The sequence below is a fragment of the Ensifer sp. ENS11 genome (assembly GCF_014851895.1).
Taxonomy (GTDB): domain Bacteria; phylum Pseudomonadota; class Alphaproteobacteria; order Rhizobiales; family Rhizobiaceae; genus Ensifer; species Ensifer canadensis.
The window spans coordinates 403,479-425,617 of record NZ_JACVAN010000001.1; the positions used below are offsets into that span (position 1 = coordinate 403,479).

21 protein-coding genes are annotated in these 22,139 nt (G+C 62.3%); 13 read left to right on the forward strand and 8 right to left on the reverse strand.

The features are described 5' to 3' along the window. Positions 1-37: 37 nt before the first annotated feature. Both IB264_RS02015 and IB264_RS02020 read right to left on the reverse strand, forming a co-directional pair. The gene (locus tag IB264_RS02015; RefSeq protein WP_025425765.1) at positions 38-1,912 is read right to left on the reverse strand and encodes a CHASE2 domain-containing protein; all 1,875 of its coding nucleotides are present in this window, start codon (positions 1,910-1,912) and stop codon (positions 38-40) included. A 5-nt stretch (positions 1,913-1,917) separates the two neighbouring features. After that, positions 1,918-2,622 carry a Crp/Fnr family transcriptional regulator gene (locus IB264_RS02020; protein ID WP_025425766.1) on the reverse strand — a complete coding sequence of 235 codons (705 nt, stop codon included), beginning with the start codon at positions 2,620-2,622 and terminating at the stop codon, positions 1,918-1,920. 265 nt (positions 2,623-2,887) lie between these two features. Between IB264_RS02020 and IB264_RS02025 the strand changes: the two genes are divergently transcribed. After that, entirely contained in the window at positions 2,888-3,310 is a 423-nt protein-coding gene (locus IB264_RS02025) for a DoxX family protein (protein ID WP_025425767.1), read from the forward strand. 71 nt (positions 3,311-3,381) lie between these two features. Here IB264_RS02025 and IB264_RS02030 read toward each other — a convergent pair whose 3' ends face one another. Beyond that, positions 3,382-3,810 (reverse strand): RbsD/FucU family protein, encoded by a 429-nt coding sequence (locus IB264_RS02030; protein ID WP_025425768.1) that lies wholly within the window; start codon positions 3,808-3,810, stop codon positions 3,382-3,384. Further along, positions 3,810-5,042 carry an ROK family transcriptional regulator gene (locus IB264_RS02035; RefSeq protein WP_025425769.1) on the reverse strand — a complete coding sequence of 411 codons (1,233 nt, stop codon included), beginning with the start codon at positions 5,040-5,042 and terminating at the stop codon, positions 3,810-3,812. The genes IB264_RS02030 and IB264_RS02035 overlap by 1 nt, the downstream gene beginning before the upstream one ends. Before the next feature lie 283 nt (positions 5,043-5,325). On the opposite strand from IB264_RS02035, the gene IB264_RS02040 reads away from it, so the two are divergent. The 7 genes from IB264_RS02040 to IB264_RS02070 all read left to right on the forward strand — a co-directional run bounded on the left by IB264_RS02040 (position 5,326) and on the right by IB264_RS02070 (position 12,001). Next, on the forward strand, positions 5,326-6,351 hold the full coding sequence (locus IB264_RS02040; RefSeq protein WP_025425770.1) for a sugar ABC transporter substrate-binding protein: 1,026 nt from the start codon (positions 5,326-5,328) through the stop codon (positions 6,349-6,351). Between the two features lie 200 nt (positions 6,352-6,551). Beyond that, positions 6,552-7,637: an ABC transporter permease gene (locus IB264_RS02045; protein WP_025425771.1), complete on the forward strand. Its 1,086-nt coding sequence runs from the start codon at positions 6,552-6,554 to the stop codon at positions 7,635-7,637. Next, on the forward strand, positions 7,637-8,419 hold the full coding sequence (locus tag IB264_RS02050) for an ATP-binding cassette domain-containing protein (RefSeq protein WP_025425772.1): 783 nt from the start codon (positions 7,637-7,639) through the stop codon (positions 8,417-8,419). Before IB264_RS02045 ends, IB264_RS02050 begins: the two co-directional genes overlap by 1 nt. Next, positions 8,416-9,036, forward strand: a complete 621-nt coding sequence (locus tag IB264_RS02055; RefSeq protein ID WP_025425773.1) for a nucleoside triphosphate hydrolase — start codon at positions 8,416-8,418, stop codon at positions 9,034-9,036. Before IB264_RS02050 ends, IB264_RS02055 begins: the two co-directional genes overlap by 4 nt. Before the next feature lie 204 nt (positions 9,037-9,240). Then, a complete protein-coding gene (pyrC, locus tag IB264_RS02060; protein ID WP_025425774.1) occupies positions 9,241-10,278 on the forward strand; it encodes a dihydroorotase in 1,038 nt (345 codons plus the stop codon). Positions 10,279-10,305: 27 nt separating this feature from the next. After that, positions 10,306-11,004: an orotate phosphoribosyltransferase gene (locus tag IB264_RS02065; protein WP_025425775.1), complete on the forward strand. Its 699-nt coding sequence runs from the start codon at positions 10,306-10,308 to the stop codon at positions 11,002-11,004. A gap of 70 nt (positions 11,005-11,074) precedes the next feature. Further along, on the forward strand, positions 11,075-12,001 hold the full coding sequence (locus tag IB264_RS02070; protein ID WP_025425776.1) for a carbohydrate kinase: 927 nt from the start codon (positions 11,075-11,077) through the stop codon (positions 11,999-12,001). Between the two features lie 18 nt (positions 12,002-12,019). On the opposite strand, the gene IB264_RS02075 is transcribed toward IB264_RS02070, so the two are convergent. Together IB264_RS02075 and IB264_RS02080 are read right to left on the reverse strand one after the other, a co-directional pair. Continuing rightward, the gene (locus tag IB264_RS02075) at positions 12,020-12,235 is read right to left on the reverse strand and encodes a helix-turn-helix transcriptional regulator (RefSeq protein WP_025425777.1); all 216 of its coding nucleotides are present in this window, start codon (positions 12,233-12,235) and stop codon (positions 12,020-12,022) included. 3 nt (positions 12,236-12,238) lie between these two features. Next, positions 12,239-12,793, reverse strand: coding sequence for a DUF2975 domain-containing protein (locus IB264_RS02080; protein ID WP_025425778.1), 555 nt, complete (start codon positions 12,791-12,793; stop codon positions 12,239-12,241). 82 nt (positions 12,794-12,875) lie between these two features. Here IB264_RS02080 and IB264_RS02085 point away from each other — a divergent pair, with 82 nt between their 5' ends. Beyond that, positions 12,876-13,469 (forward strand): hypothetical protein, encoded by a 594-nt coding sequence (locus IB264_RS02085; protein ID WP_128090391.1) that lies wholly within the window; start codon positions 12,876-12,878, stop codon positions 13,467-13,469. Between the two features lie 39 nt (positions 13,470-13,508). Here IB264_RS02085 and pgi read toward each other — a convergent pair whose 3' ends face one another. Next, the gene (gene pgi, locus IB264_RS02090) at positions 13,509-15,134 is read right to left on the reverse strand and encodes a glucose-6-phosphate isomerase (RefSeq protein ID WP_057212500.1); all 1,626 of its coding nucleotides are present in this window, start codon (positions 15,132-15,134) and stop codon (positions 13,509-13,511) included. Positions 15,135-15,262: 128 nt separating this feature from the next. Beyond that, on the reverse strand, positions 15,263-16,963 hold the full coding sequence (locus tag IB264_RS02095; protein ID WP_025425781.1) for a long-chain fatty acid--CoA ligase: 1,701 nt from the start codon (positions 16,961-16,963) through the stop codon (positions 15,263-15,265). Positions 16,964-17,307: 344 nt separating this feature from the next. Between IB264_RS02095 and IB264_RS02100 the strand changes: the two genes are divergently transcribed. From IB264_RS02100 to kdpA, 4 genes are all read left to right on the forward strand, one after another. After that, a complete protein-coding gene (locus IB264_RS02100) occupies positions 17,308-18,531 on the forward strand; it encodes an MFS transporter (RefSeq protein ID WP_025425782.1) in 1,224 nt (407 codons plus the stop codon). Between the two features lie 280 nt (positions 18,532-18,811). Further along, positions 18,812-19,972 carry an AI-2E family transporter gene (locus IB264_RS02105; protein ID WP_025425783.1) on the forward strand — a complete coding sequence of 387 codons (1,161 nt, stop codon included), beginning with the start codon at positions 18,812-18,814 and terminating at the stop codon, positions 19,970-19,972. Between the two features lie 332 nt (positions 19,973-20,304). Beyond that, positions 20,305-20,391: a K(+)-transporting ATPase subunit F gene (gene kdpF / locus IB264_RS35540; RefSeq protein WP_063963209.1), complete on the forward strand. Its 87-nt coding sequence runs from the start codon at positions 20,305-20,307 to the stop codon at positions 20,389-20,391. 31 nt (positions 20,392-20,422) lie between these two features. After that, positions 20,423-22,132, forward strand: a complete 1,710-nt coding sequence (gene kdpA, locus IB264_RS02120) for a potassium-transporting ATPase subunit KdpA (protein WP_025425784.1) — start codon at positions 20,423-20,425, stop codon at positions 22,130-22,132. Positions 22,133-22,139 lie beyond the last annotated feature (7 nt).

Sequence of the window (22,139 nt, forward strand, 5' to 3'; positions counted from 1 at the left end):
CCTCAATCGATGCCGACCATGGAATTCTGCAGTGGCGCTACACCTGTTCAGGGTCGGCGACTGTGAAGAGTTCCATCGTGGCAAAGCCGCGGATTTCATGGCTGCCGAGCGAGCGAAGCCGTTGCTTGCTTTCAGCTGCTGCAGCCGGGCCGACGCAGATGGCCGTGCCCAGAAATTTGTTTGCCTCCTGCAGTCGCGCTGCAAGGTTGATGGCGTCGCCATGGGCGGTGTAGTCGAGCTTGCCGCCGGCGCCGACTTCGCCAAGCACCGCCTGACCCGTCTCGACCCCGATGCGCGTGCGCCCGAAATCCCGTGCGGCAAACTGCGGTCGCCTGCGCATTTCTTCGGTCAACGCATGGATTGCCTTGGCGCATTCGATTGCCTTGTCGACATGATCGGCCAGATCCTCCGGCGCGTTGAAGAAGGCGTGCACGGCGTCGCCGACCACCTTGTCGACCATGCCGCCATATTGCGCTACCAGCCCGTTGACCTCGGTAAAATAGATATCGAGCAGGGCGATGAGGTCGCGCGGCCCGAGTTTTTGCGAAAGCGTCGAAAAGCTCTCGATGTCGGTGAACAGCGCCGTCACCGCCCGTTCCTCGCCCGCAACCCGGGCAGCACCTGGATTGTCGATGTAGCGCGCGACGACGGATTGCGGCAGGTATTGCGAGAATTTTTCCCGCGCCGTCGCTTCCGCCCGCCTGACATGGGCGAACTGCAGCGTGCTGGTCACTGCCAGCACGGCAGCAAGTGCGACTGAAATGCTCACTGCATCGACGAGCCAGCCGCTGGTGCGGTAGATCGCGGCAGTCGCCGCGACGACGACGGCAACCGCGACGATGCCGAGCACGGCCGATGTCATCGGCCGGAGCCTTGCCGCGCCATAGGCGGCGGCAATGCCCGCTGCCAGCGAGAACAGGGCCTCGATGACGGGAAGCCGCGCGTCACGCCGTGGAATGAAACCGGTGGCGATCGCATTGGCGATATCGGCATGGATCTGAACCGAGGGCTCGAGCGGCATTGAGGCGCTCGGCCGGAGGCCGCCGAGATTGGGCAGGCTGCTGCCGATGAAGACGAGTTTGCCCGCAAACCTGTCGCTGCCTGCTTTCCCTGAGAGAACGTCGGCTGCCGAAATGGTCCGGGCGGCGATCAAGTCAGGGGTGCTCGCGACGAAGCGCAGGCTGCCGGTATCGTCGAGTGTGATCACCTGCCTGTCGAGCCGCAGCCAGGCTGGGTCGCCGCCGAGTATCGGCGTTCCTGCACCCATCATCAGCCGCGTCGCCTCGATCGCAAGCGTCGGATAGGCCTCTTCGCCGAGAACAGCGAAAGCCTGCACCCGTCGGATACGGGCATCCTCGTCGCCGACAAGAAATGATGCGGCCGCCGCCTTGGCGTGATCCATGAAGGAAGGGCAGGAGGTTTCCGCGCCGTCGAGGAACCAGAGTTCCGGTGCTGCGAAGGGGCGGCTCAACGCCAGTGGCGGAGCCGGGCGAGGGCGCTCCTGCAGCGTATCGGCAATGAGAAAGCCGAGAACGACGGGGGTCTTCGAAAGCGCTTGCGAAAGCGATGTATTGCCTGGCAGCTCTGCCGCACAATCGGAACTGAAGACGAAGTCGACGGCGATGACCTTGGCGCCGGCCACGGTCAGTCCGGATAGGAGTTCGGCGGTTGCCGCCCTGTCCCAGTCTCCATCAGGCCGGGATTGGTAGGCCGCCCGGTCGATATCGACGACGACGATGTCGGGCGATTGCGGTGACGGCACCCATTGCATCAGGCGGTCGAAGAACAGCTCCCGCTGCGTTTCGAATACCGGTTCCGCATAGAAATAGAGTGCCAATGCGACGATCAGGCTCGTCAGGATCCCGCCGGCGAGCGGAGTGAAGCGAAATTGCCGGCGAGGTTGCACGGTCATGCCGCCTAATCCTCTTCAGGATCGGCGATGCTCAGCAGCCGGCCGACCTTGCAGGCGATGATCCCTTCTCCCCGCTTGATGGCGCCGCTCTCCTCTAGCCACAGAATGGCCCGGTTGACCTTGGGGCGACTGGCGCCGAGAACGCCGGCGATATCCGTCTGGCTCATCGTCAGCCGCAGATTGGCGCTTTCGGGAAGCTCGTTGCCGTGGATCTGCCGGAGTGTGGCCAGGAAGAACCGCGCAACGCGGGCGTTGAGGTCATAGAGCGCGATGGTTTCCAGCCGCTCGGTGGTGTCGCGCAGCTGGGCGCAGAGAAAGCGGATGACGGACTCAGCTGCCGCCGGCCGGGTAGTGACCATATCGAGAAACGCCTTCTTGCCGATCACGTAGCCTTCGGACGCCGTCTGCGCCGTGGCGTCTGCCGACCGCGTCTGGCCGTCGAGCACCGCCATCTCGCCGAAGATCGCGCCGGCTTCATGCTGGCGCAGCATCAGTTCGCGGCCCTGCGGTGTGATCAGAGAAAGCTTGATGCGGCCCGATATGACCACGATCATATAGTTGCCTTCGTCGCCACGCTGGAAGATCACCGTGCCGGCCGGCCACTTTCGATAGGTGGCGATATCGGCGAGATCCTCGATCGTTTTCTTGTCGAACCCTTCGAAGATCGCGAATGAGTGCCAGAAGGCCGGGCTCCTGTTGATTTCGTTCATGAGATGCCCCCGCGCGGCGTCCCCTGCCGCGCCTGAATTTCACCCAGCAGCCCCGTCCTTGCAACAGAAAAGAACACTTGTGGCCGAACCAGCGCTCGCTAGGACGAAAAGCACTGCACAGACTGGGCCGCGGCTCAAATGTCGGTTGACGATAAATCCCGGTTGTCTCTACGTTGTGAACGATCTGTCGCCGGGCGTGCGGCTAGATGAATTTGAAAATGCTGATACTTCTGCTGCCAACACTCGTTTCTCACAGGAGCCTCGCATGTCTCAGAATGTCGTCGTCCTCATCGGGCGCATTCTCCTTTCGATCATGTTCATCACCGCTGGCTTCGGCAAGCTGACTGATCCCGCCGGCACCGCCGGAATGATTGCTAATGCCGGCTGGCCGGCAGCAACCGCGCTTGCCTATCTCGCCGGCGCTTTCGAGCTGATCGGCGGTCTTGCCGTTCTGGTCGGCTTCCAGACGAAGATTGCAGCCTACCTGCTGGCTCTGTTCTGCCTGGTCACCGCCTTCGTCTTCCACAGCGGCGCAATCAACATTCCGACGTTCCCGCCGGAAGCCAACGGCCTGCTGAGCGTCTTCAACGGCCTGATGATGATGAAGAACATCTCGGTTGCCGGCGGCTTCCTGGTGCTTGCCGCCTTCGGCCCGGGCGCACTGTCGATCGACGCACGTCGCGCCTAAGACATTCCAGACATGAAACGAAAAAACCCGCCGGTTCCGCCGGCGGGTTTTTCGTTTTGTCGCCCGATCCGTCAGGGATAGATCACGCCCTTGCGCAGGATGACGTTGCCGTAAAGCCGCGGTTCGCTGGTCTGCACCACCGTGTGCGCCGCTTGCACCCGCGGATAGAATTCCGGGCCGAGCAGGGGCACGACCGTTCGTGCCGGCTCATGCCTGCCGCAGCAATCAATGATCTCCCGGTGGACGGGATCTAGCGCGTCCCGGTCCTGCTTGACTGTAGCGCGGAAGATCGCCGCCGGCACGAAATCGTCGATCGGCATCACGCTGAGAATGGCGTCCAGCACCGGGATCAGCCCGTGGCCGTCGAGCCGAACCAGCCGGCGAGCATGTTCCTGGCCGGGATAGTTGCCGTCGACCAGCGCAATCTCGTCGCCATGGCCCATTGCCCTAAGCGTCGCCAGCAATTCGGGGCTGAGGATCGGGTCTATGCCTTTCAGCATCAGCTGAGCTCCTTGAAGAGGACGTTGGTGTCGAGCAGGTAGCGGGAGAACAACGGCAGGCTCGCGCCGCCGATGGCGCGGGCATGGCTGCCGACCAAACCTTCGACCAGTTCCGGGATCGTCACGCCCTGCAGGTCGAGGTCGTAGAGCGCCTTGCGCGTTGCCGTCAAAAGCCGGGCGCGGACCCAGGGCGGGAAGCCGCCGTCGATGACAACGGCGGAGAAGTCGATGATCGAGGCGGCGGAGACGACCGCCTGGGCAAGGGCTGCCGCACTGTCGTCGATCCAGATCGTGAGTGGCTCACCGAAATCGATCCAGTCGTCGGCCGAATACCACAGCGGCTTCGGATCGATGCCGCGTTCGCGCAGCAGGTTTTCGAGCACGAAGACCGAGGCGATCTTCAGGAGCTGGATGGTCTTGCCGTCCTTGCCGGAAACCGGCAGCGGGCCGACGGCGCCGGCGGTGCCGGTGCGGCCGGAAAAGAGCGCGGAATTGATGACGATGCCGCCGCCGATGAACGAGCCGATGTAGAAATAGACGAAGTCGGGATAGCTGGCGCCGACGCCGAAGGCGAGTTCGGCGCCGCAGGCGCTGGTGCCGTCATTCTGCAGGAACACCGGGTGGCGGGTGCGTTGGGCCACGATCGCCTGCAGGTCCACCTCGCGCCACCGGTTCATTTCTTCCCGCGGGGCGCCGACTTCTTCCGCCCAGTTCCACAGTTCGAAGGGCGTGGCGATACCGACCCCAGCGATGCGCTTGCGCTCCTCTGGGCTCAGTTGCGCCTCGAGTTTCTCGATGCCGCCGACGATGAAGTCGACCAGTTCGCCGGGCAGCGGATAGGCATGGATCTGGTGCAGGTGCAGGCGGATATTGCCGACGAAATCCATCAGCACCAGGTCGGCACTTCGACGCCCGATCTTCACCCCAAAGGAAAACACCGCATCCGGGTTGAGCCGCATCGGCGTCGACGGCTGGCCGACACGGCCGCGCACCGGCGCGCCGCGCACCAAGAGGCCATCGCTTTCGAGCGCCCGCATGATGACGGAAACGGTCTGCGCCGAAAGGCCGGAGCGTCTGGCGATATCCGCCTTCGACAGCTCGCCGTGACGCCGCACCAGCGACATCACCAGCCTCTCGTTGTAGGCGCGCACGCGCGTCTGGTTCGCCCCGCCGCTCGGGTCGATGACCTCAGGTTGTATCGGTCCCCTGTCGGGGCCGTCTGTCAATGACATGCCACCGTCTCCTCCCGTTGGCATTGGTGCCCGCTTGGCGCGGGTCTGTTGTTTCCGCTCTGGGCGGACCTGTCAATTTGCGCGACGGCCCGGATGGCCTCGGATCGCTGTTATCCAGAGAATGCCACATCGAAATAATAATTCAATTTGATTTATTTATTGACACCCCCGAAATTTAATGTTTGTTTTTGATCCGGAAGCGCCTGCTGCAGCAGAGGAGAATGCTGTGGCGGCGAGGCCTGGGCCGGTCCACCGGCACGTTTTTCATCCTTGGGAGGATTACATGAAGAAGACTGTTCTCTCCGCCGCGTTCGGCGTGCTGTCGCTCGGCGTCGTTTTTGCCGCTCCGGCACAGGCCGCCGATATCGGCGCCTGCCTGATTACAAAGACCGATACCAACCCCTTCTTCGTCAAGATGAAGGAAGGCGCTACCGCCAAGGCCCAGGAACTCGGCGTCACGCTGAAGTCCTATGCCGGCAAGATCGACGGCGACCATGACAGCCAGGTGGCTGCGATCGAATCCTGCATCGCCGATGGCGCCAAGGGCATCCTGATCGCCGCTTCCGACACGAAGGCAATCGTCGACCAGGTGAAGAAGGCGCAGGAGGCCGGTCTTCTGGTGATCGCGCTCGATACGCCGCTTGATCCGGCCACCGCCGCCGACGCGACGTTCGCTACAGACAACCTGCTCGCCGGCAAGCTGATCGGCCAATGGGCCGCCGCCACGATGGGCGAGGGCGCCAAGACCGCCAAGGTCGGCTTCCTCGATCTGATACCGTCGCAGCCGACCGTTGACGTCCTGCGCGACCAGGGCTTCATGATCGGCTTCGGCATCGACCCGAAAGATCCTAACAAGATCGGCGACGAGGATGATGCCCGCATCGTCGGCCACGACGTCACCAACGGCAACGAAGAAGGTGGCCGCAAGGCGATGGAAAACCTTCTGCAGAAGGATCCTGATATCAACGTGATCCACACCATCAATGAGCCGGCCGCCGTCGGCGCCTACCAGGCGCTGAAAGCCGTTGGCAAGGAAAAGGACGTGCTGATCGTATCGGTTGACGGCGGTTGCCCCGGCGTCAAGTCGGTGGCCGAAGGCGTCATCGGCGCGACCTCGCAGCAGTATCCGCTGATGATGGCGGCGCTCGGCATCGAGGCGATCAAGAAGTTCGCCGACAGCGGCGAAAAGCCGAAGCCGACCGAAGGCAAGGACTTCTTCGACACCGGCGTTTCGCTCGTCACCGACAAGCCGGCTGCCGGCGTCGAATCGATCGACGTCAAGGTCGGCACGGAGAAGTGCTGGGGCTGATCGCTCCCGTTCTTCGAACGCATGAGCAGCAACGGAAGGGCGGCCCGGGCCGCCCTTCGCGTAAGCGTCGATGTCTTTGACAAGGCGACGAAAACCGCGCAGCTTCTTGAATGAGTGCTGATGCCCGCCACATGGTGGGCGGGCTGTGCACCAGATTGCATCGCAACCCCTTGGGAGTGGGGTTCACCGGAGGAAGGTCCATGGGCGAGCCCAACGCAGCCGCACAGCCATCCCAGGAATTCGAAAAGGTCCTGGTCAACAGTTCGACGCAGGTCGCGTCGTTCGACACACATGACAAGACGCTGATCCAGAAGATCCAGCATTTCCTGCATTCGACGCCGGCGGCTGTGCCGTTCATCGTGCTCGTTGCAGCGATCCTGATCTTCGGTCTGACGATCGGTGGAAAGTTCTTCTCGTCCTATACGCTGACGCTGATCCTGCAGCAGATCGCCATCGTCGGCATCCTGGGGGCCGCGCAGACCCTGGTCATCCTGACGGCCGGCATCGACCTTTCGATCGGTGTGATCATGGTGCTTTCGGCTGTCATCATGGGCAATTGCGCCGTGACTTACGGCCTTCCGGCGCCGATCGCGATCTTCATCGGCTTCGTCGTCGGCGGTGCCTGCGGCTTCCTCAACGGCTTCCTCGTCTCCAGGGTCAAGCTTCCGCCGTTCATCGTCACGCTCGGCACCTGGTACGTCATCATGTCGACGAACTTCATCTACTCGGCAAATGCGACGATCCGCGAGGCCGATGTAGCGGCCGTCACCAAGATGCTTCACCTCTTTGGCGTCAGCTTCAAGGTGGGATCCGCCGTCTTCACGCTCGGTGTGGTGATGATGGTCGTGCTGGTCCTTGGCCTCTGGTACGCGCTCAACCATACGGCCTGGGGACGCCACCTTTATGCCGTCGGCGACGATCCTGAGGCAGCGAAGCTTTCCGGTATCCGCACCAGCCGCGTGCTGCTCAGCGCCTATACGCTCGCCGGCCTGATTGCGGCACTCGCCGCCTGGGTCTCGATCGGCCGCAACGGCTCGATCTCGCCTTCGGCAGCGGTCACCGACTACAATCTTCAGGCCATCACCGCGGCCGTAATCGGCGGCATCTCACTCTTCGGCGGGCGTGGATCGATCCTTGGAACGCTGATCGGCGCGATGATCGTCGGCGTGGTCTCCATGGGGCTCAACATGTTGGGCGCCGATCCGCAATGGAAAGTCTTCCTCACCGGCGTGCTGATCATCACCGCCGTCGCAATCGACCAATGGATCAGAAAGGTAGCAGGCTGATGGCTCAGGAACCCATTCTCACCGCGCGCGGCCTGGTCAAGCGTTATGGCCGAGTTACGGCTCTCGACTATGCCGATTTCGACCTCTACCCGGGCGAGATCCTGGCCGTCATCGGCGACAACGGCGCCGGAAAGTCCTCGATGATCAAGGCGATCTCCGGCGCCATCACGCCGGATGAGGGGGAAATCCGGCTCGAGGGCCAGCAGATCAACTTCCGCTCGCCGATGGAGGCGCGCACGGCCGGCATCGAGACCGTCTATCAGAACCTGGCGCTGTCACCGGCGCTCTCGATCGCCGACAACATGTTTCTCGGCCGCGAAATCCGTAAACCCGGCATCATGGGCAAGCTTTTCCGCACGCTCGACCGTGCGGAGATGGAGAAGCGGGCGCGGGCAAAGCTGTCCGAGCTCGGCCTGATGACCATCCAGAACATCAACCAGGCGGTGGAAACGCTTTCGGGCGGCCAGCGCCAGGGCGTGGCGGTGGCGCGAGCCGCAGCCTTCGGTTCCAAGGTGGTGATCATGGACGAGCCGACGGCAGCCCTCGGCGTCAAGGAAAGCCGGCGGGTGCTGGAGTTGATCCTCGACGTGCGTTCGCGCGGCCTGCCGATCGTGCTCATCTCGCACAACATGCCGCATGTGTTCGAGGTGGCCGATCGCATCCACATCCACAGGCTTGGCAAACGCCTCTGCGTCATCAATCCGAAGGAACACACGATGTCTGATGCCGTCGCCTTCATGACCGGCGCGAAGGAGCCGCCGCGCGAGGCGCTCGCCGCATGAATGTCGGGCCGGTGGTTGATCAGATCCTCGAACGGGCGGCTGGAGCCGCCCGTTTCGTCGTGGCGATTGCCGGCCCGCCGGGTGCCGGAAAATCCACCCTGTCCGACGCGCTTGCCGAAGCGCTGGTAGCTGCAGGAGAAATGGCGGCGGTGCTGCCGATGGACGGCTTTCACATGGACAATGCCGTGCTCGAAGAGAAGGGCCTGCTTGCCCGCAAAGGTGCGCCGGAAACCTTTGATGTCAGGTCGTTCCTGGCGACGATCGCTGCGGTCAGGGCCAATGACGGCGAGGTGCTGGTGCCGGTCTTCGATCGCTCGCGCGAACTGGCGATCGCCTCGGCGCGTGTTGTAGCGGCCGATACCCGCATTATTCTCGCCGAGGGCAACTATCTGCTGCTCGACGAGGCGCCCTGGAACAAGCTTGCCGGTGCCTTCGATTTCTCCATCTTCATCAATCCCGGCATCGAGGAACTGGAGCGGCGGCTTTTGAAGCGCTGGTTCGACCACGGCTACGACGAGGAGGCGGCGAAGCGAAAAGCCCATGGCAACGACATCCCCAACGCGCATCGTGTGGTCGAGCATCAGCGACGCGCAGATGTCGTGCTTGCGGATTTCTGAGCGATGGTCGGATTGCGGATTGTGTTTGCGGGCGCATTGGTGATATCGAGACGCGGTTTCACCACATGAGTAACCGCCCAACACCCGCACCTGCCGGCTGCAAAGCTGCGCGCGCGGATCGGGCGCGAGCACCGGGAGGGGGATCAGGAAAAGTGTACGCGGTTTTCCGCCTGCATCCCGCCCTGACTTAGGAGAACGCTGACCATGCAAGACCTCGTTATCCGCCGGCCGGATGATTGGCACCTTCACCTGCGCGACGGCGACATGCTGAAGGGCGTCATCGCCGACACCAGCCGCCATTTCGCCCGCGCGATCATCATGCCCAACCTCGTGCCGCCGGTCGTCACCGCGGCCGACGCTGCTGCCTATCGCGAGCGCATCCTCGCGGCCATCCCGGCAGGCGACCGGTTCGAGCCGCTGATGACGCTTTATCTCACCGAGGGCACGAACCCCGACGACGTCGAGGCCGGCCACAGGAGCGGCCTCGTCAAGGCAGTCAAGCTCTATCCGGCTGGCGCGACGACGAATTCGCACAGCGGCGTGCGCAACATCGATGAGGCGATGCCGGTGCTCGAGCGCATGGCGAAGATCGGCCTGCCGCTCTGCGTGCATGGCGAGGTCACGACATCGGACGTCGACATCTTCGACCGCGAGGCCGTGTTCATCGACACCGTGCTTGATCCCTTGCGCCAGCGCCTGCCGGAACTGAAGGTCACGATGGAGCACGTCACCACCAAGGACGGCATCGACTACATCAAGGCGTCGAAGGCCAATCTTGCCGGCTCGATCACCACCCATCACCTGATCATCAACCGCAACGCCATTCTCGTCGGCGGCATCAAGCCGCACTACTACTGCCTGCCGGTTGCCAAGCGCGAAAACCACCGTCTGGCGCTGCGCGCTGCCGCCGTCTCGGGCGACAAGCGCTTCTTCCTCGGCACCGACTCAGCACCGCATGTCGATCCGCTGAAGGAATGCGCCTGCGGCTGCGCCGGCATCTACACCTCGATCAACACCATGAGTTGCCTGGCGCATGTGTTCGAAGAGGAGGGCGCGCTCGACAAGCTCGAAGCCTTCGCCTCGCTGAACGGTCCCACCTGGTATGGCCTGCCGGTCAACGAGGAGACGATCACGCTCAGGAAGCAGGCAGAAGCCGTGACCTATCCCAAGAAGATCGAGACCGGTGCCGGTCCGGTCACCGTTTTCGATCCGATGTTCCCGCTGCACTGGGCCGTCGCCTGATCGTTTGGAATTTTGAAGGAGAGTTTGATGTTTTCCAATGCGTTCACCGACAAGGCCGTGATGGCCGAGCTGGTCGCCAAGATGCTCTGGGAGATCAAGGCGGTGCATTTCAGCGCCGACAAGCCCTATAAGCTCTCGTCCGGAATGGCGAGCCCGGTTTATATCGACTGCCGCAAGCTGATCTCCTATCCGCGCATCCGTTCGGCCGTTATGGATTTTGCCGCGGCATCAATCCTGCGCGAGGCGGGCTTCGAGCAGTTCGACGTCGTCGCCGGTGGCGAGACGGCGGGTATTCCCTTCGCGGCGATGCTGGCCGAGCGCCTGGGCCTGCCGATGATCTACGTGCGCAAGGCGCCGAAGGGTCATGGCCGCAACGCCCAGATCGAGGGCCACATGCCGGAGGGCGCCCGTGTTCTTGTTATCGAGGACCTGACGACCGCCGGCGGCTCGATGTTCAAGTTCATCGATGCGATCCGCGCAGCCGGCGGCATCGTCGACCACGGCATCGCGCTCTTCTATTACGATATCTTCCCGGAGGCCGTCGGCGAGATGAAGGGCAAGGGTGTCGACCTGCACTGGATCGCCACATGGCGCAACGTGCTTGCCGTTGCCCGCGAGCAGGCGCTGTTCGACGACGAGACGCTTGGCGAAGTCGAGGCCTTCCTCAACGACCCGCTGGCCTGGTCTGGCCGCAATGGCGGCGTCAGCGCGCTTGCCGCCCAATAGTCGGCGACACTCTGGGATTTCGTCGAAAGTCATTGAAATCAGTTGAAATGTCTTCAGGGGAGAAATGCCGATGATCGTATGTTGTGGTGAAGCGCTGATCGACATGCTGCCGCGGGACACGACCGCGGGCGAAAGTGCATTTGCGCCCTATGCCGGCGGGGCGATCTTCAATACGGCGATCGCGCTCGGTCGGCTCGGCATTCCCACCGGCTTCTTCACCGGCCTTTCCGATGACATGTTCGGCGATGTCCTCCGCGAAACGCTGAAGGCGGCGAATGTCGACTTCGCTCCCTGCGCGACCCTGTCGCTGCATACAACGCTTGCCTTCGTCAAGCTCGTCAACGGCCATGCCACCTACGCCTTCTTCGACGAGAACACGGCGGGGCGGATGATTACGAAAGATCATCTGCCGGCGCTCGGCGACTTCTGCGAGGCGCTGCATTTCGGCGCGATCAGCCTCATCCCCGAGCCCTGCGGCTCGACATATGAGGCGCTGATGACCCGCGAACACGAAAAGCGGATCATCTCCTTCGACCCGAACATCCGGCCCGGCTTCATCAAGGATCGGGAAGCCCATCTCGCCCGGATGAACCGCATGGCGGCGATGTCTGACATCATCAAGTTCTCGGATGAAGATCTCGACTGGTTCGGCATGACCGGCAGCCACGACGATCTGGCGGCCGAATGGCTGAAGCGCGGTCCGAAGCTGGTTCTGATCACCAAGGGCGCCGATGGGGCCGTCGGCTACACCGGGCGTCACAAGGTCGACGTTGCCGGTGAGCGCGTCACGGTCGTCGACACGGTCGGTGCCGGCGATACCTTCGATGCCGGCGTGCTCGCATCGCTGAAGCTGAGCGGTCTCCTGACCAAGGACGCCGTCGCAAACCTCTCGGAAAGCGCTGTTCGCGACGCCCTGGCCCTCGGCGCCAGGGCCGCCGCCGTCACCGTTTCGCGTGCCGGCGCCAACCCGCCCTGGAAGCATGAAATCGGGCTCTGAGAAGAGCCCGCACGAAACTCAATCCTTTTCCTCCGGGCGATATTCGAGAATGTCACCCGGCTGGCAATCGAGAACGGCGCAGATCTTCTCCAACGTGTCGAAGCGCACGCCTTTGACCTTGCCCGATTTTAACAGCGATATGTTCTGCTCGGTAATGCCGACCTGTTCCGCAAGATCGCGCGAGCGCACCTTGCGTTTCGCCAGCATGACGTCGAGGTTTACGACAATCGGCATCCGTTAAACGAAGCTCCTGTTCTCGGCTTCGATCCCCGATGCGATGACCATGACATGGCCGAGCACCAGAAGCAGCCCGGCCATCAGCATAACGATAATCGTTCCCCCATTGATGTCGATGAAGACGGAGTGCCCGGTCGTACTGGGATTGTCGTAGGTGACAGCCATGATGCCGATTGCGTTGCTGACAGTCATGCACAAGGAACCGACGATGGCGATGATGCCGATCCGCTTCAGCAGGACACCATTGCGGCTGGAAAGGATCTCACCGCGTTCGAAACCGTCGAAAAGTTGCCAGGCAAAGGCGAGGCCGGCAATAACAAGCGCATTGTTCATCGCAGTGAGAAACATGACGGTTATTATCGCGCGATAGGAGAGCGTGATGGCGGAGACCTTCGGGAAGACCACGTCGCGAATACCCTGCTCGAAGCCGGCCCGGTCGAAGAAAATCTGCCAGTGCCCGTAGACGACGGCCGAGCAGAACACTGCGCCGCACAATACGACCATCAGTTTCATGATGCGGCTCAGCTTGCGCAGCCGCTCGGGAGATCCGTTCATTAAAAAGTTCCTTATCGGCTCACTTGTTTTTTTATTGTAAAACGATAATTATTTCGCGTCAATTATGATTTTGGTGCGTTTCATGACTTTCCGTATTTTGATGAACCCATGCCTTTTCCTGTCCCTCAACGTGCTGGCCGCCTGTGCAGCGCTCAATGTCGGCTCGTTTGAAAAACTGTCTGGCGTCGATCCGCTCACGTCCGATCCGGCAGAACTGCGTGTTGCCCTTTTGGTGCCCGAAGCGCTGTCGCTCAGGCGCGGCGACGCAACACTCGGCATTTCGTGGAAGGCGGATGGTGCGCCCCTCGACACCCACCGTTTTGCCCTTCAGATCCAATCCGGAAATGTCGGGGCGCCGGGGCTGACCGAGGGGATGCGGGAGGGGCAGACGCTCTATGTCCTGACGCTGACGCCCGCCGATGCGGAGCGCCTGCGCGATATGCAGGAGAAGATCGCGGCGACCAAAGGCACGGAGGCCAAGGGTCGCGGAAGCCTTACGGTCGGTTTTTCCGGTGGCTGCTGGAGCGGTGCGTTTCCTGCTGACCAGAAAGTCACGGTCGATGCCTGGATCCGTACGCGTTCCGACGAAAACTACTTCCAGCTCCTTTCGGGACTGGATCTGATGGATATGCTCCGCCAGTCCGGCGTCAAGGCGCTGCCGGCCTGCGCGGCCTGAACGGCCAGGGCACGCCGGGCGCGCCCTGGCCTCGCATTCTTAGCGAGAAGCCTTGAGCAGCACGGCCACAAGGCCCGCCGTCGACGAATCGTGACCGGCAGCACTTTCCTTGCCTTCGACCACGGGCAGCAGGCCCGTTGCCAGCTCCTTGCCGAGCTCGACGCCCCACTGATCGAACGAATTGATGTTGAAGAGCGCGCCTTCGACGAAGACGCGGTGCTCGTAGAGCGCGATCAGCCGGCCGAAGGCGAAAGGATCGAGCTGGTCGTAGACCAGCGTCAGCGACGGGCGGTTGCCGGCAAAGACGCGGTGCGGCGCGATCTTGTCTGCCTTGGCATCCGCCATGCCCTTGGAGGTCAGCTGTGCCTTCGCCTCGGCAAGCGTGCGCCCCTTCATCAGGGCTTCAGACTGGGCGAGGCAATTGGCAATCAGCAGTTCGTGCTGGTGGCGCAGGTTCTTCTCGTGGCCGTTGGCGGCGATCATGAACTCGGCCGGGATGACGTCCGTGCCCTGGTGGATCAGCTGGTAGAAGGCGTGCTGGCCATTGGTGCCCGGCTCGCCCCAGACGACCGGACCCGTCGAATATTCGACCGGTTTGCTGTCGAGCGTGACCGCCTTGCCGTTCGATTCCATGTCGAGCTGCTGCAGGTAAGCCGGAAAGCGCGACAGGCGCTGGTCATAGGGCAGGATCGCCCGCGAGGGATAGCCGAGAACATTGCGGTGATAGAAGCCGAGGAGGCCCAGCAGCATCGGCAGGTTCTGGCGGATCGGCGCAGTGCGGAAGTGCTCGTCGATGGCATGGCCGCCATCGAGGAAGCGGCCGAAATTCTCCTTGCCGATGGCGATCATCAGCGGCAGGCCAATGGCCGACCAGATCGAATAGCGCCCACCGACCCAATCCCAGAAGCCGAACACGCGCGCCTGGTCGATGCCGAAAGCTGCGACCTTGTCGAGTGCCGTCGAGACGGCGGCAAAGTGGTGGCCGACTGCGGCTTCGCCGAGCTTGCCGGCGATGAAGGCGCGGGCAGTCGCCGCATTGGTCATCGTCTCGATGGTCGTGAAGGTCTTGGAGGCGACGATGAAGAGCGTCGTTTCCGGATCGACGGGCTTCAGCGTATCGGCGATATGCGCGCCATCGATGTTGGAGACGAAATGCAGGCGCGGGCCGTCATGGAACGGCGCGAGCGCCAGCGTCGCCATCACTGGGCCGAGATCCGAGCCGCCGATGCCGATATTGACCACATCGGTGATCTTCTTGCCGGTCGCACCTTTGAGCGCGCCCGAGCGGATGCCATCGGCAAAGGCGCCCATGGTTTCAAGCACGCCGTTGACGTCGGGCATCACGTCCTTGCCGTCGACCATGACAGGACGATTGCCGCGGTTGCGCAGCGCCGTGTGCAGCACGGCCCGTTCTTCGGTAATGTTGATGATGTCGCCGCGGAACATCGCGTCGCGCTTCTCTTCGACCTTGGCCGCTTTCGCCAGCGCCTCAAGACCGTCGAGCACCTGTTCGTTCACTGCGCATTTCGAATAATCGAGCAGCAGATCGTCGAGCGAGGTGCTGAAGCGCGAGAAGCGCTGGGCATCGCTCGCGAAGGCGGCGCGGATATCGGTCGCATTGGTCTGCGCGGCGGTTGCTTTGAGTTGATCGACAAGCGCTTTCATCGCGGGGCTCCTTGTGTCGGACATTCGCCTGCGTAGCTATTCGCTTTGCATTGTCCAAATCAAGCCCGCAAAACCGCCGGGATGGCGGTTTTCAGGATTTTTTAAATCGTTTTAAGTCGAGGCTGGCCCTAGCCCCGGAGGTCCTTGCGCAGGATCTTGCCGACATTGGTTTTCGGCAACTCGGTGCGGAACTCGACGAAGCGCGGCCGCTTGTAGTTGGTGAGATTGGCCGCGCAATGCCGCTTGACGTCCTCTTCGGTCAGGTCAGGATCCTTGCGCACGACGAACAGCTTGACGGCTTCGCCCGAATGTTCGTCCGGAACGCCGATCGCCGCGCATTCGAGAATGCCGGGATGGGTCATCGCCACTTCCTCGATCTCGTTAGGGAAGACGTTGAAGCCCGAAACCAGGATCATGTCCTTCTTGCGGTCGACGATCTTGACGAGGCCGGCGGGGTTTATGAAGCCGATATCGCCGGAGCGGAAGAAACCGTCGGGCGAAATCGCCTTGGCGGTTTCGTCCGGACGCTGCCAGTAACCGGCCATGACCTGCGGCCCGCGAATGCAGATTTCGCCGACGTCGCCGATCGCCAGGGTGTTGCCCTGGTCGTCGCGGATCTCAACCTCGGTCGAAGGGATCGGAAAGCCGATCGTGCCGGTGAACTCGGTCGAGTCGAGAAGGTTGGCGGTGGCGACCGGCGACGTCTCGGAAAGCCCGTAGCCTTCGGCGATCGGGCACCCCGTCATCTTCTGCCAGCGCTCTGCCACCGGTCTTTGGATGGCCATGCCGCCGCCGAAGGTGAGCATCAGCGACGAGAAGTCGAGCTTCTGGAATTCGGGGTTGTTCATCAGCGCATTGAACAGCGTGTTGAGACCCGGGAAGATGTTGGTCTTGTACTTGCCGAGCTCCTTGACGAAGCCGGGAATGTCGCGTGGGTTGGGGATCAGGATGTTGTTGCCGCCGGTGGCAAGGCCCATCAGCGAGTTCACCGTCAGCGCGAAGATATGGTAGAGCGGCAGAGCGCACATGAAGACGAGACTGTCCGGCCGCGGACGCGAGCGGAACGCCGTGTCGAACCAGATTTCCATCTGCGCCATGTTCGACAAAAGGTTGGAATGGGTGAGCGTCGCCCCTTTGGAAATACCCGTGGTGCCGCCGGTATATTGCAGGAAAGCGACATCGCTCGGCGCCACATTGGGTTTGGTCAGCTTCAGGCGGCCACCTTCGGCGAGCACGGACTTGAAGGAATGATGGCCGGGGATCGACCAGGCGGGCACGAGCTTCTTCACCCGGCGCACGATCAGATTGACGATCGTGCCCTTGAAGCCGAGCATGTCGCCCATCGTGGCGACCACCACATGCTTGATGCTGGTCTTGGCCGCAACCTGCTGGACCGTATGAGCGAAGTTCTCAAGCACGAAGATCGCCTTGGCGCCGGAATCGACGAGCTGATGTTCCAGTTCGCGCGGCGTGTAGAGCGGGTTGACGTTCACGACCGTGAATCCTGCCCTCAGAATGCCGAAAACGATAACAGGGTTCTGCAGGATGTTCGGCATCATCACCGCGACGCGGTCGCCCTTCGACAGCCCGCGCGCCTGCAGCCAGGCGCCGATCTTGGCGGATTCGGCATTGAGCTCGGAGAAGGTCAGCGATTTGCCCATGCAGGTAAAGGCGAAGCGGCGCGAGTAGCGCGCGACGGCATGGTCGAAGAAGTCGCCGATCGATTTGTAGGGCAGAGGGCCGATTTCGGCGGCAATGCCCGGCGGATAGGACTTCAGCCAGATCTTCTCCGGGCTGATGCCTGTTGGTTGCGTGTTGAGTTCCGCCATGACCTCTCTCCCTCTGGTCGCCACAGGCTAGCCTTGCTTGCGGCCAAAGAAGTAACCCTCCCGGTCTTCTCTTGCCGATGAAGATGATGCTTTTACGACACCTCTTCAAGCCGAGATTCGGGATTATATAACTTTGACGTAAACGTCAACTCAGCGAACAGTTAGCCGGTCTGCTTCACCAGCGTGTGAAAAAGTATGATGAGTGCCGCAAAGCCTTTGCCAGCCGGGTTTAAAGCCTGTATTGCATTGCAGCATATCCCCGTCGGAAACCGTCCGATACCACGCCGCCAGCACCCCACAGATTTGTTCCGCTGTTCGAGGCCGAACGACACAGGTCATTGCTCATGTGTGACGAAGCCTATTCTTCTGCCGTCGATTCGCGCCGAAGCCGCATCTCTGTTGCCGAGGTTGCGCTCGCCGTTGGCGGGTTCGGCATCGGTACGGGCGAATTCGCCATCATGGGCCTGCTGCCGCAAGTGGCCGATGACGTCGGCGTTTCGGTGCCGCGCGCCGGCGCCGTCATCAGCGCCTATGCACTCGGCGTCGTCGTCGGCGCACCGTTGATCGCGGTGCTTGCGGCGCGGTTTTCCCGCTTTCGGGTGCTCTTGGTGCTGATGCTGCTGTTTGCGATCGGCAATTTCGCAAGCGCCATCGCACCGGATTTCTACACGCTGGTTGCCGCGCGCTTCTTTGCCGGTCTTCCGCACGGTGCCTATTTCGGTGTGGCGGCGCTCGTGGCTGCAGGGCTGGCTGCACCCAACCAGCGGGCGCGTGCCGTCGGGCGCGTGATGATGGGCCTGACGATCGCGACCCTGTTCGGAACGCCGCTCGTTGCCTGGTTCGGTCAGGCGCTCGGATGGCGGTCGGCCTTCGCCATTGTCGGCGGCATCAGCCTTCTGACCATTGCGCTCACCTGGTCCTACGTGCCGCGCGACAAGGGCAATCCGCAGGCGACGCCGCTGCGCGAGCTTGGCGCCCTGGGCAAGCTGCAGGTGTGGCTGATGCTCGGCATCTGCGCCATCGGCTGCGGCGGCATGTTCGCCGTCTTCAGCTACATCGCTCCGGCATTGACCGACGTCGCAGGCGTTTCCGTGGCGAACGTGCCGATCATGCTGTCGGTGTTTGGCGCCGGGATGATCCTCGGCAACATCGTCGGCTCCAGGCTCGCCGATTGGGCGCTGCTGCCGGCGATCGGCATCGCGCTTGCCTTCAATATCTTCGCTTATGTGCTGTTCTATTTCACCATGGGCAATCCGTGGATCGCCATCGTCAACGTCTTGTTCATCGGCGGCGGCTTTGCCGTCGTACCGGGTGTGCAGACCCGACTTATGGACGTGTCGGGCGAGGCGCAGACACTTGCCGCAGCACTCAGCCATTCCGCCTTCAACCTCGCCAATGCGCTCGGCGCCTGGCTTGGCGGCTGGTCCATTGCCGCTGGCTATGGTTGGACTTCGACTGGTCTGGTCGGTGCCGTCATGGGGGTTGCCGGTTTCGGTATCTTCCTCGCATCGGTTTTCGTCGATCGCGCCGAGACGACCAAGCGGGCGGCGATACGTGCGGCAGAATGACTTCTGCCATCAAATGAAGCCTGAGAGCTTGCGCGCCGCTAAATTTTTCTGTCATGTCCCGCCGCTAGCGTCGGCTGTGGCCCCGAAACTACCGTAAACCGGGGGCATGGGGGCGGCACTGCATAATTTTGCGCTTAAATCGGATCGATTTAAGCGCAAAATTATGCATCAGATCCTGGTACAGCGACCTTTGCACGTCTTTGTGGGAGACGCGCGGCACTGTACAGGCTGGCAAGGCCTCGGGTTTGTTGTAAGGTCGTCTGGAGACGGAGGAATGTTGGTGCAGTTGGGCAATCGCGAACGAGAAAACCTTCCCGTAGAGCCGCGACTCTTCGGGCATGCGGCGGCGTCGCGCTCGGCTCTGGTTGGTCCGATCACCGCTGCGCGCTGGATGCTCGTCTTCGTGCTTCTGGCCGGCGTCTATTTCTTCCACGGCTTCCTCGTCCCGGTTCTGGCTGCTGTCGTCATCGGTTTTGCCAGCTGGCCGATTTATCGCCGCCTGCTGGCGGCCGTCGGCGGCAACCGCACACTGGCGGCGACCATTGCCATTATCTGCGTCGTCGCCTTCATCGTCGTGCCGATCTCGGTCGCTGCCGTCTACGCGGTCGACGAAGTGCGCGACTGGCTGGTCTGGGCGGTTGAAACCAATGCCAACGGCGCCGGCGTGCCCGTCTGGCTGACCTCGATCCCCGTCGCCGGTGCCTGGCTCGGCGAGCAATGGGTCAAATATGTCGGCCATCCCGGAGCGCTCGGCGAACTGGTGCAGCTCGTCAGCGGCTCCAACATCGGCAATATCTATCGCGGCGTGCTGGTCATCGGCGCGTCGGCGTTTCACGCCTTCCTGACGCTGCTCTTCATGCTGATCACGCTGTTCTTCGTCTATCGCGACGGACACTCCTTCTCCAAGCAGCTCGATCATCTCGGCGAACGCATCTTCCCGATGCGCTGGGAACGGCTGTCGCGCGTGGTGCCGCTGACGATCAGCTCGACGGTGACGGGCATGGGCATCATCGCCATCGGCGAGGGCATCGTGCTCGGCGTCGCCTATTGGCTGGCCGGCGTTCCCTCGCCGGTCACGCTCGGCATCATCACCGGCCTGATGGCGCTGATCCCCGGCGGTGCGCCGCTCTGCTTCACGCTGGTTTCCGTCTATCTCGTCGCCAGCGGCTCGCCGGTCCAGGGCATTGCGCTGTTTGCCTGGGGCACGACCGAACTCTTCATCGTCGACAAGACGTTGCGTCCGCGCCTTGTCGGCGGCCCGATCAAGCTGCCGTTCCTGCCGACCTTCTTCGGCCTCGTCGGCGGCGTGAAGACCATGGGCTTTCTCGGTCTGTTCGTCGGTCCGGTGCTGATGGCACTGCTCGTCGCCATCTGGCGCGAGTGGATGCGCGAAGTGACCACCGAAGCGGCACCCACCGTAAGCCCGATCATCAAGGGCTAGGGTTTTTCCAGCAAAGATGCGAAGCGGTTTTTCGCCAGGAAATGCGTAAAAACAAAGAGCTAAAGCGTTTCTGTTACTCAGTTTAAGTTGGAAACGCTCTGACGCCACCAATCCGCCAGCCGCCTTCGGACGGTGGCAGTATCCTTATCTTTTCCTTATGCGCGCGCGAAACCATCGCAATCGATAATTGACCCGCTGAGGGTGCATCATCCGGCCATAAACAGTTCCGGAGAATGCACATGTCCGATTTCCTTTTTCTTGCCGCCGGTCTCGGCGGCCTTGTCGTGTTTGCGCTCTACGCGCGCACGCTCAGCCGGCTCTAGGAGGCGTCGATGTTCGAAGCCTTCATTGGCCTCGCCGTCGCCTTTGCGCTCGCGGCCTATCTCATCGTGACCCTCGTTCGACCGGAACGGTTCTGATCGTTCAGCCGTATTTTGCGGAGAATTCCTCATGTCTATTATCGGGTGGCTGCAGATCGGCCTCCTCTTTCTCGCCGTCTTCCTCGCGATCAAGCCATTGGGCCTTTACATGGCCCGGGTTTTCGCTGGCGAGCGCAACTTCCTCTCTCCGGTTCTCGGACCCGTCGAGCGTGGGCTCTATCTCGCGGCTGGCGTCGATGCTAGGAAGGAGCAGGGCTGGCTCGCCTATACACTGTCGATGCTCGCCTTCAGCGCGGCCGGCTTCGCGCTTCTCTACGTCATCCTGCGCTTCCAGGGGTCGATGCCGCTGAACCCGCAGGGGTTTGCCAACGTCCCGCCAGACCTCGCCTTCAACACGGCGGTCAGCTTCCTCACCAACACCAACTGGCAGTCCTATGGCGGCGAGACCACCATGAGCCATTTCAGCCAGATGGCCGGCCTGACGGTGCAGAACTTCGTGTCGGCTGCAACGGGCATCGCCATCGCGCTTGCCGTCACCCGCGCCTTTGCCCGCTCCGGCGCCGCGACACTCGGCAATTTCTGGGTCGATCTGACCCACTCGACCCTCTATGTGCTGCTGCCGCTGGCAGTTCTCGTTGCACTCGCTTTCGTCGCGATGGGTATGCCGCAGACGTTCCACGCTTCCGTCAGCGCCACCACGCTCGAGGGCGTGCAGCAGACGATCGCGCTTGGTCCGGTCGCAAGCCAGGAGGCGATCAAGCAGCTCGGCACCAATGGCGGCGGCTTCTTCAACGCCAATGCGGCGCACCCGTTCGAAAACCCGAGCGCGCTCAGCAACTACCTGTCGATCTTCGCGATGCTGTCGATCACCTCGGCGCTGGTCTACACCTTCGGCCAGATAGTCGGTGACCGCCGCCAGGGCTGGGCCTTCATCGCTGCCATGGCAACGTTGCTGATCGCCGGTATCGGCGTCATCTACTGGGCCGAAAGCTACGGCAACCCGATCCTGCACAGCCTCGGCCTCGAGGCGTCTCTCGGCAATATGGAAGGCAAGGAAGTCCGCTTCGGCCAAGCGATGTCGGCGGCTTATGCCGGCGTGACCACAGGCATTTCGACCGGTGCGGTCAACGGCATGCACGGCTCCTTCACCGGCATTGGCGGCCTTGTCCCCATGCTGCTGATCCAGCTTGGCGAAGTGCTGCCGGGCGGCGTCGGCTCCGGCCTTTACGGTATGGTCGTCTTCGCGATCCTCGCCGTCTTCGTCGCCGGCCTGATGGTCGGGCGCACGCCCGAACTGCTCGGTAAGAAGATCGAAGGCCGCGAGATGAAATACGCGATGCTGGCGATCCTCATCCTGCCCGCCTCGATCCTCGGCTTCACCGCGATTTCTGCCGTCATGCCCTCGGCTGTCGCCAGCATCGGCACGTCAGGTCCGCATGGCCTGTCGGAAATCCTCTACGCCTATACCTCTGCTACCGGCAACAACGGCTCCGCGTTTGGCGGCCTCTCGGCCAACACGCCCTGGTACAACACGACGCTCGGCTTCGCGATGCTGCTCGGCCGTTTCGCCTACGCGATACCGGTGCTGGCGATAGCCGGCTCAATCGCCGCCAAGACCCGCGTTCCGGCTTCCCAGGGAACCTTCCCGACGCACACGCCGCTCTTCGTCGGCCTGCTCATCGGCGTCATCCTCATCCTCGGCGGGCTGCAATATTTCCCGGCCCTCGCGCTTGGTCCCATCGTCGAGCAGTTCGCCATGCTCTCGGGCCAGACCTTCTGAAGGAACA

Bases quoted from the DNA above. Each gene is read 5' to 3' on its own strand.
- IB264_RS02045 (WP_025425771.1), top strand. From the start codon at position 6,552: ATGGGCGAGCCCAACGCAGCCGCACAGCCATCCCAGGAATTCGAAAAG.
- kdpA (WP_025425784.1), top strand. From the start codon at position 20,423: ATGTCTATTATCGGGTGGCTGCAGATCGGCCTCCTCTTTCTCGCCGTC.
- IB264_RS02095 (WP_025425781.1), bottom strand. From the start codon at position 16,963: ATGGCGGAACTCAACACGCAACCAACAGGCATCAGCCCGGAGAAGATC.
- IB264_RS02050 (WP_025425772.1), top strand. From the start codon at position 7,637: ATGGCTCAGGAACCCATTCTCACCGCGCGCGGCCTGGTCAAGCGTTAT.
- IB264_RS02085 (WP_128090391.1), top strand. From the start codon at position 12,876: ATGACTTTCCGTATTTTGATGAACCCATGCCTTTTCCTGTCCCTCAAC.
- kdpF (WP_063963209.1), top strand. From the start codon at position 20,305: ATGTTCGAAGCCTTCATTGGCCTCGCCGTCGCCTTTGCGCTCGCGGCC.
- IB264_RS02100 (WP_025425782.1), top strand. From the start codon at position 17,308: ATGTGTGACGAAGCCTATTCTTCTGCCGTCGATTCGCGCCGAAGCCGC.
- pgi (WP_057212500.1), bottom strand. From the start codon at position 15,134: ATGAAAGCGCTTGTCGATCAACTCAAAGCAACCGCCGCGCAGACCAAT.
- IB264_RS02030 (WP_025425768.1), bottom strand. From the start codon at position 3,810: ATGCTGAAAGGCATAGACCCGATCCTCAGCCCCGAATTGCTGGCGACG.
- IB264_RS02080 (WP_025425778.1), bottom strand. From the start codon at position 12,793: ATGAACGGATCTCCCGAGCGGCTGCGCAAGCTGAGCCGCATCATGAAA.
- IB264_RS02040 (WP_025425770.1), top strand. From the start codon at position 5,326: ATGAAGAAGACTGTTCTCTCCGCCGCGTTCGGCGTGCTGTCGCTCGGC.
- IB264_RS02015 (WP_025425765.1), bottom strand. From the start codon at position 1,912: ATGACCGTGCAACCTCGCCGGCAATTTCGCTTCACTCCGCTCGCCGGC.
- IB264_RS02075 (WP_025425777.1), bottom strand. From the start codon at position 12,235: ATGCCGATTGTCGTAAACCTCGACGTCATGCTGGCGAAACGCAAGGTG.
- IB264_RS02070 (WP_025425776.1), top strand. From the start codon at position 11,075: ATGATCGTATGTTGTGGTGAAGCGCTGATCGACATGCTGCCGCGGGAC.
- IB264_RS02055 (WP_025425773.1), top strand. From the start codon at position 8,416: ATGAATGTCGGGCCGGTGGTTGATCAGATCCTCGAACGGGCGGCTGGA.
- IB264_RS02035 (WP_025425769.1), bottom strand. From the start codon at position 5,042: ATGTCATTGACAGACGGCCCCGACAGGGGACCGATACAACCTGAGGTC.
- IB264_RS02065 (WP_025425775.1), top strand. From the start codon at position 10,306: ATGTTTTCCAATGCGTTCACCGACAAGGCCGTGATGGCCGAGCTGGTC.
- IB264_RS02020 (WP_025425766.1), bottom strand. From the start codon at position 2,622: ATGAACGAAATCAACAGGAGCCCGGCCTTCTGGCACTCATTCGCGATC.
- IB264_RS02025 (WP_025425767.1), top strand. From the start codon at position 2,888: ATGTCTCAGAATGTCGTCGTCCTCATCGGGCGCATTCTCCTTTCGATC.
- pyrC (WP_025425774.1), top strand. From the start codon at position 9,241: ATGCAAGACCTCGTTATCCGCCGGCCGGATGATTGGCACCTTCACCTG.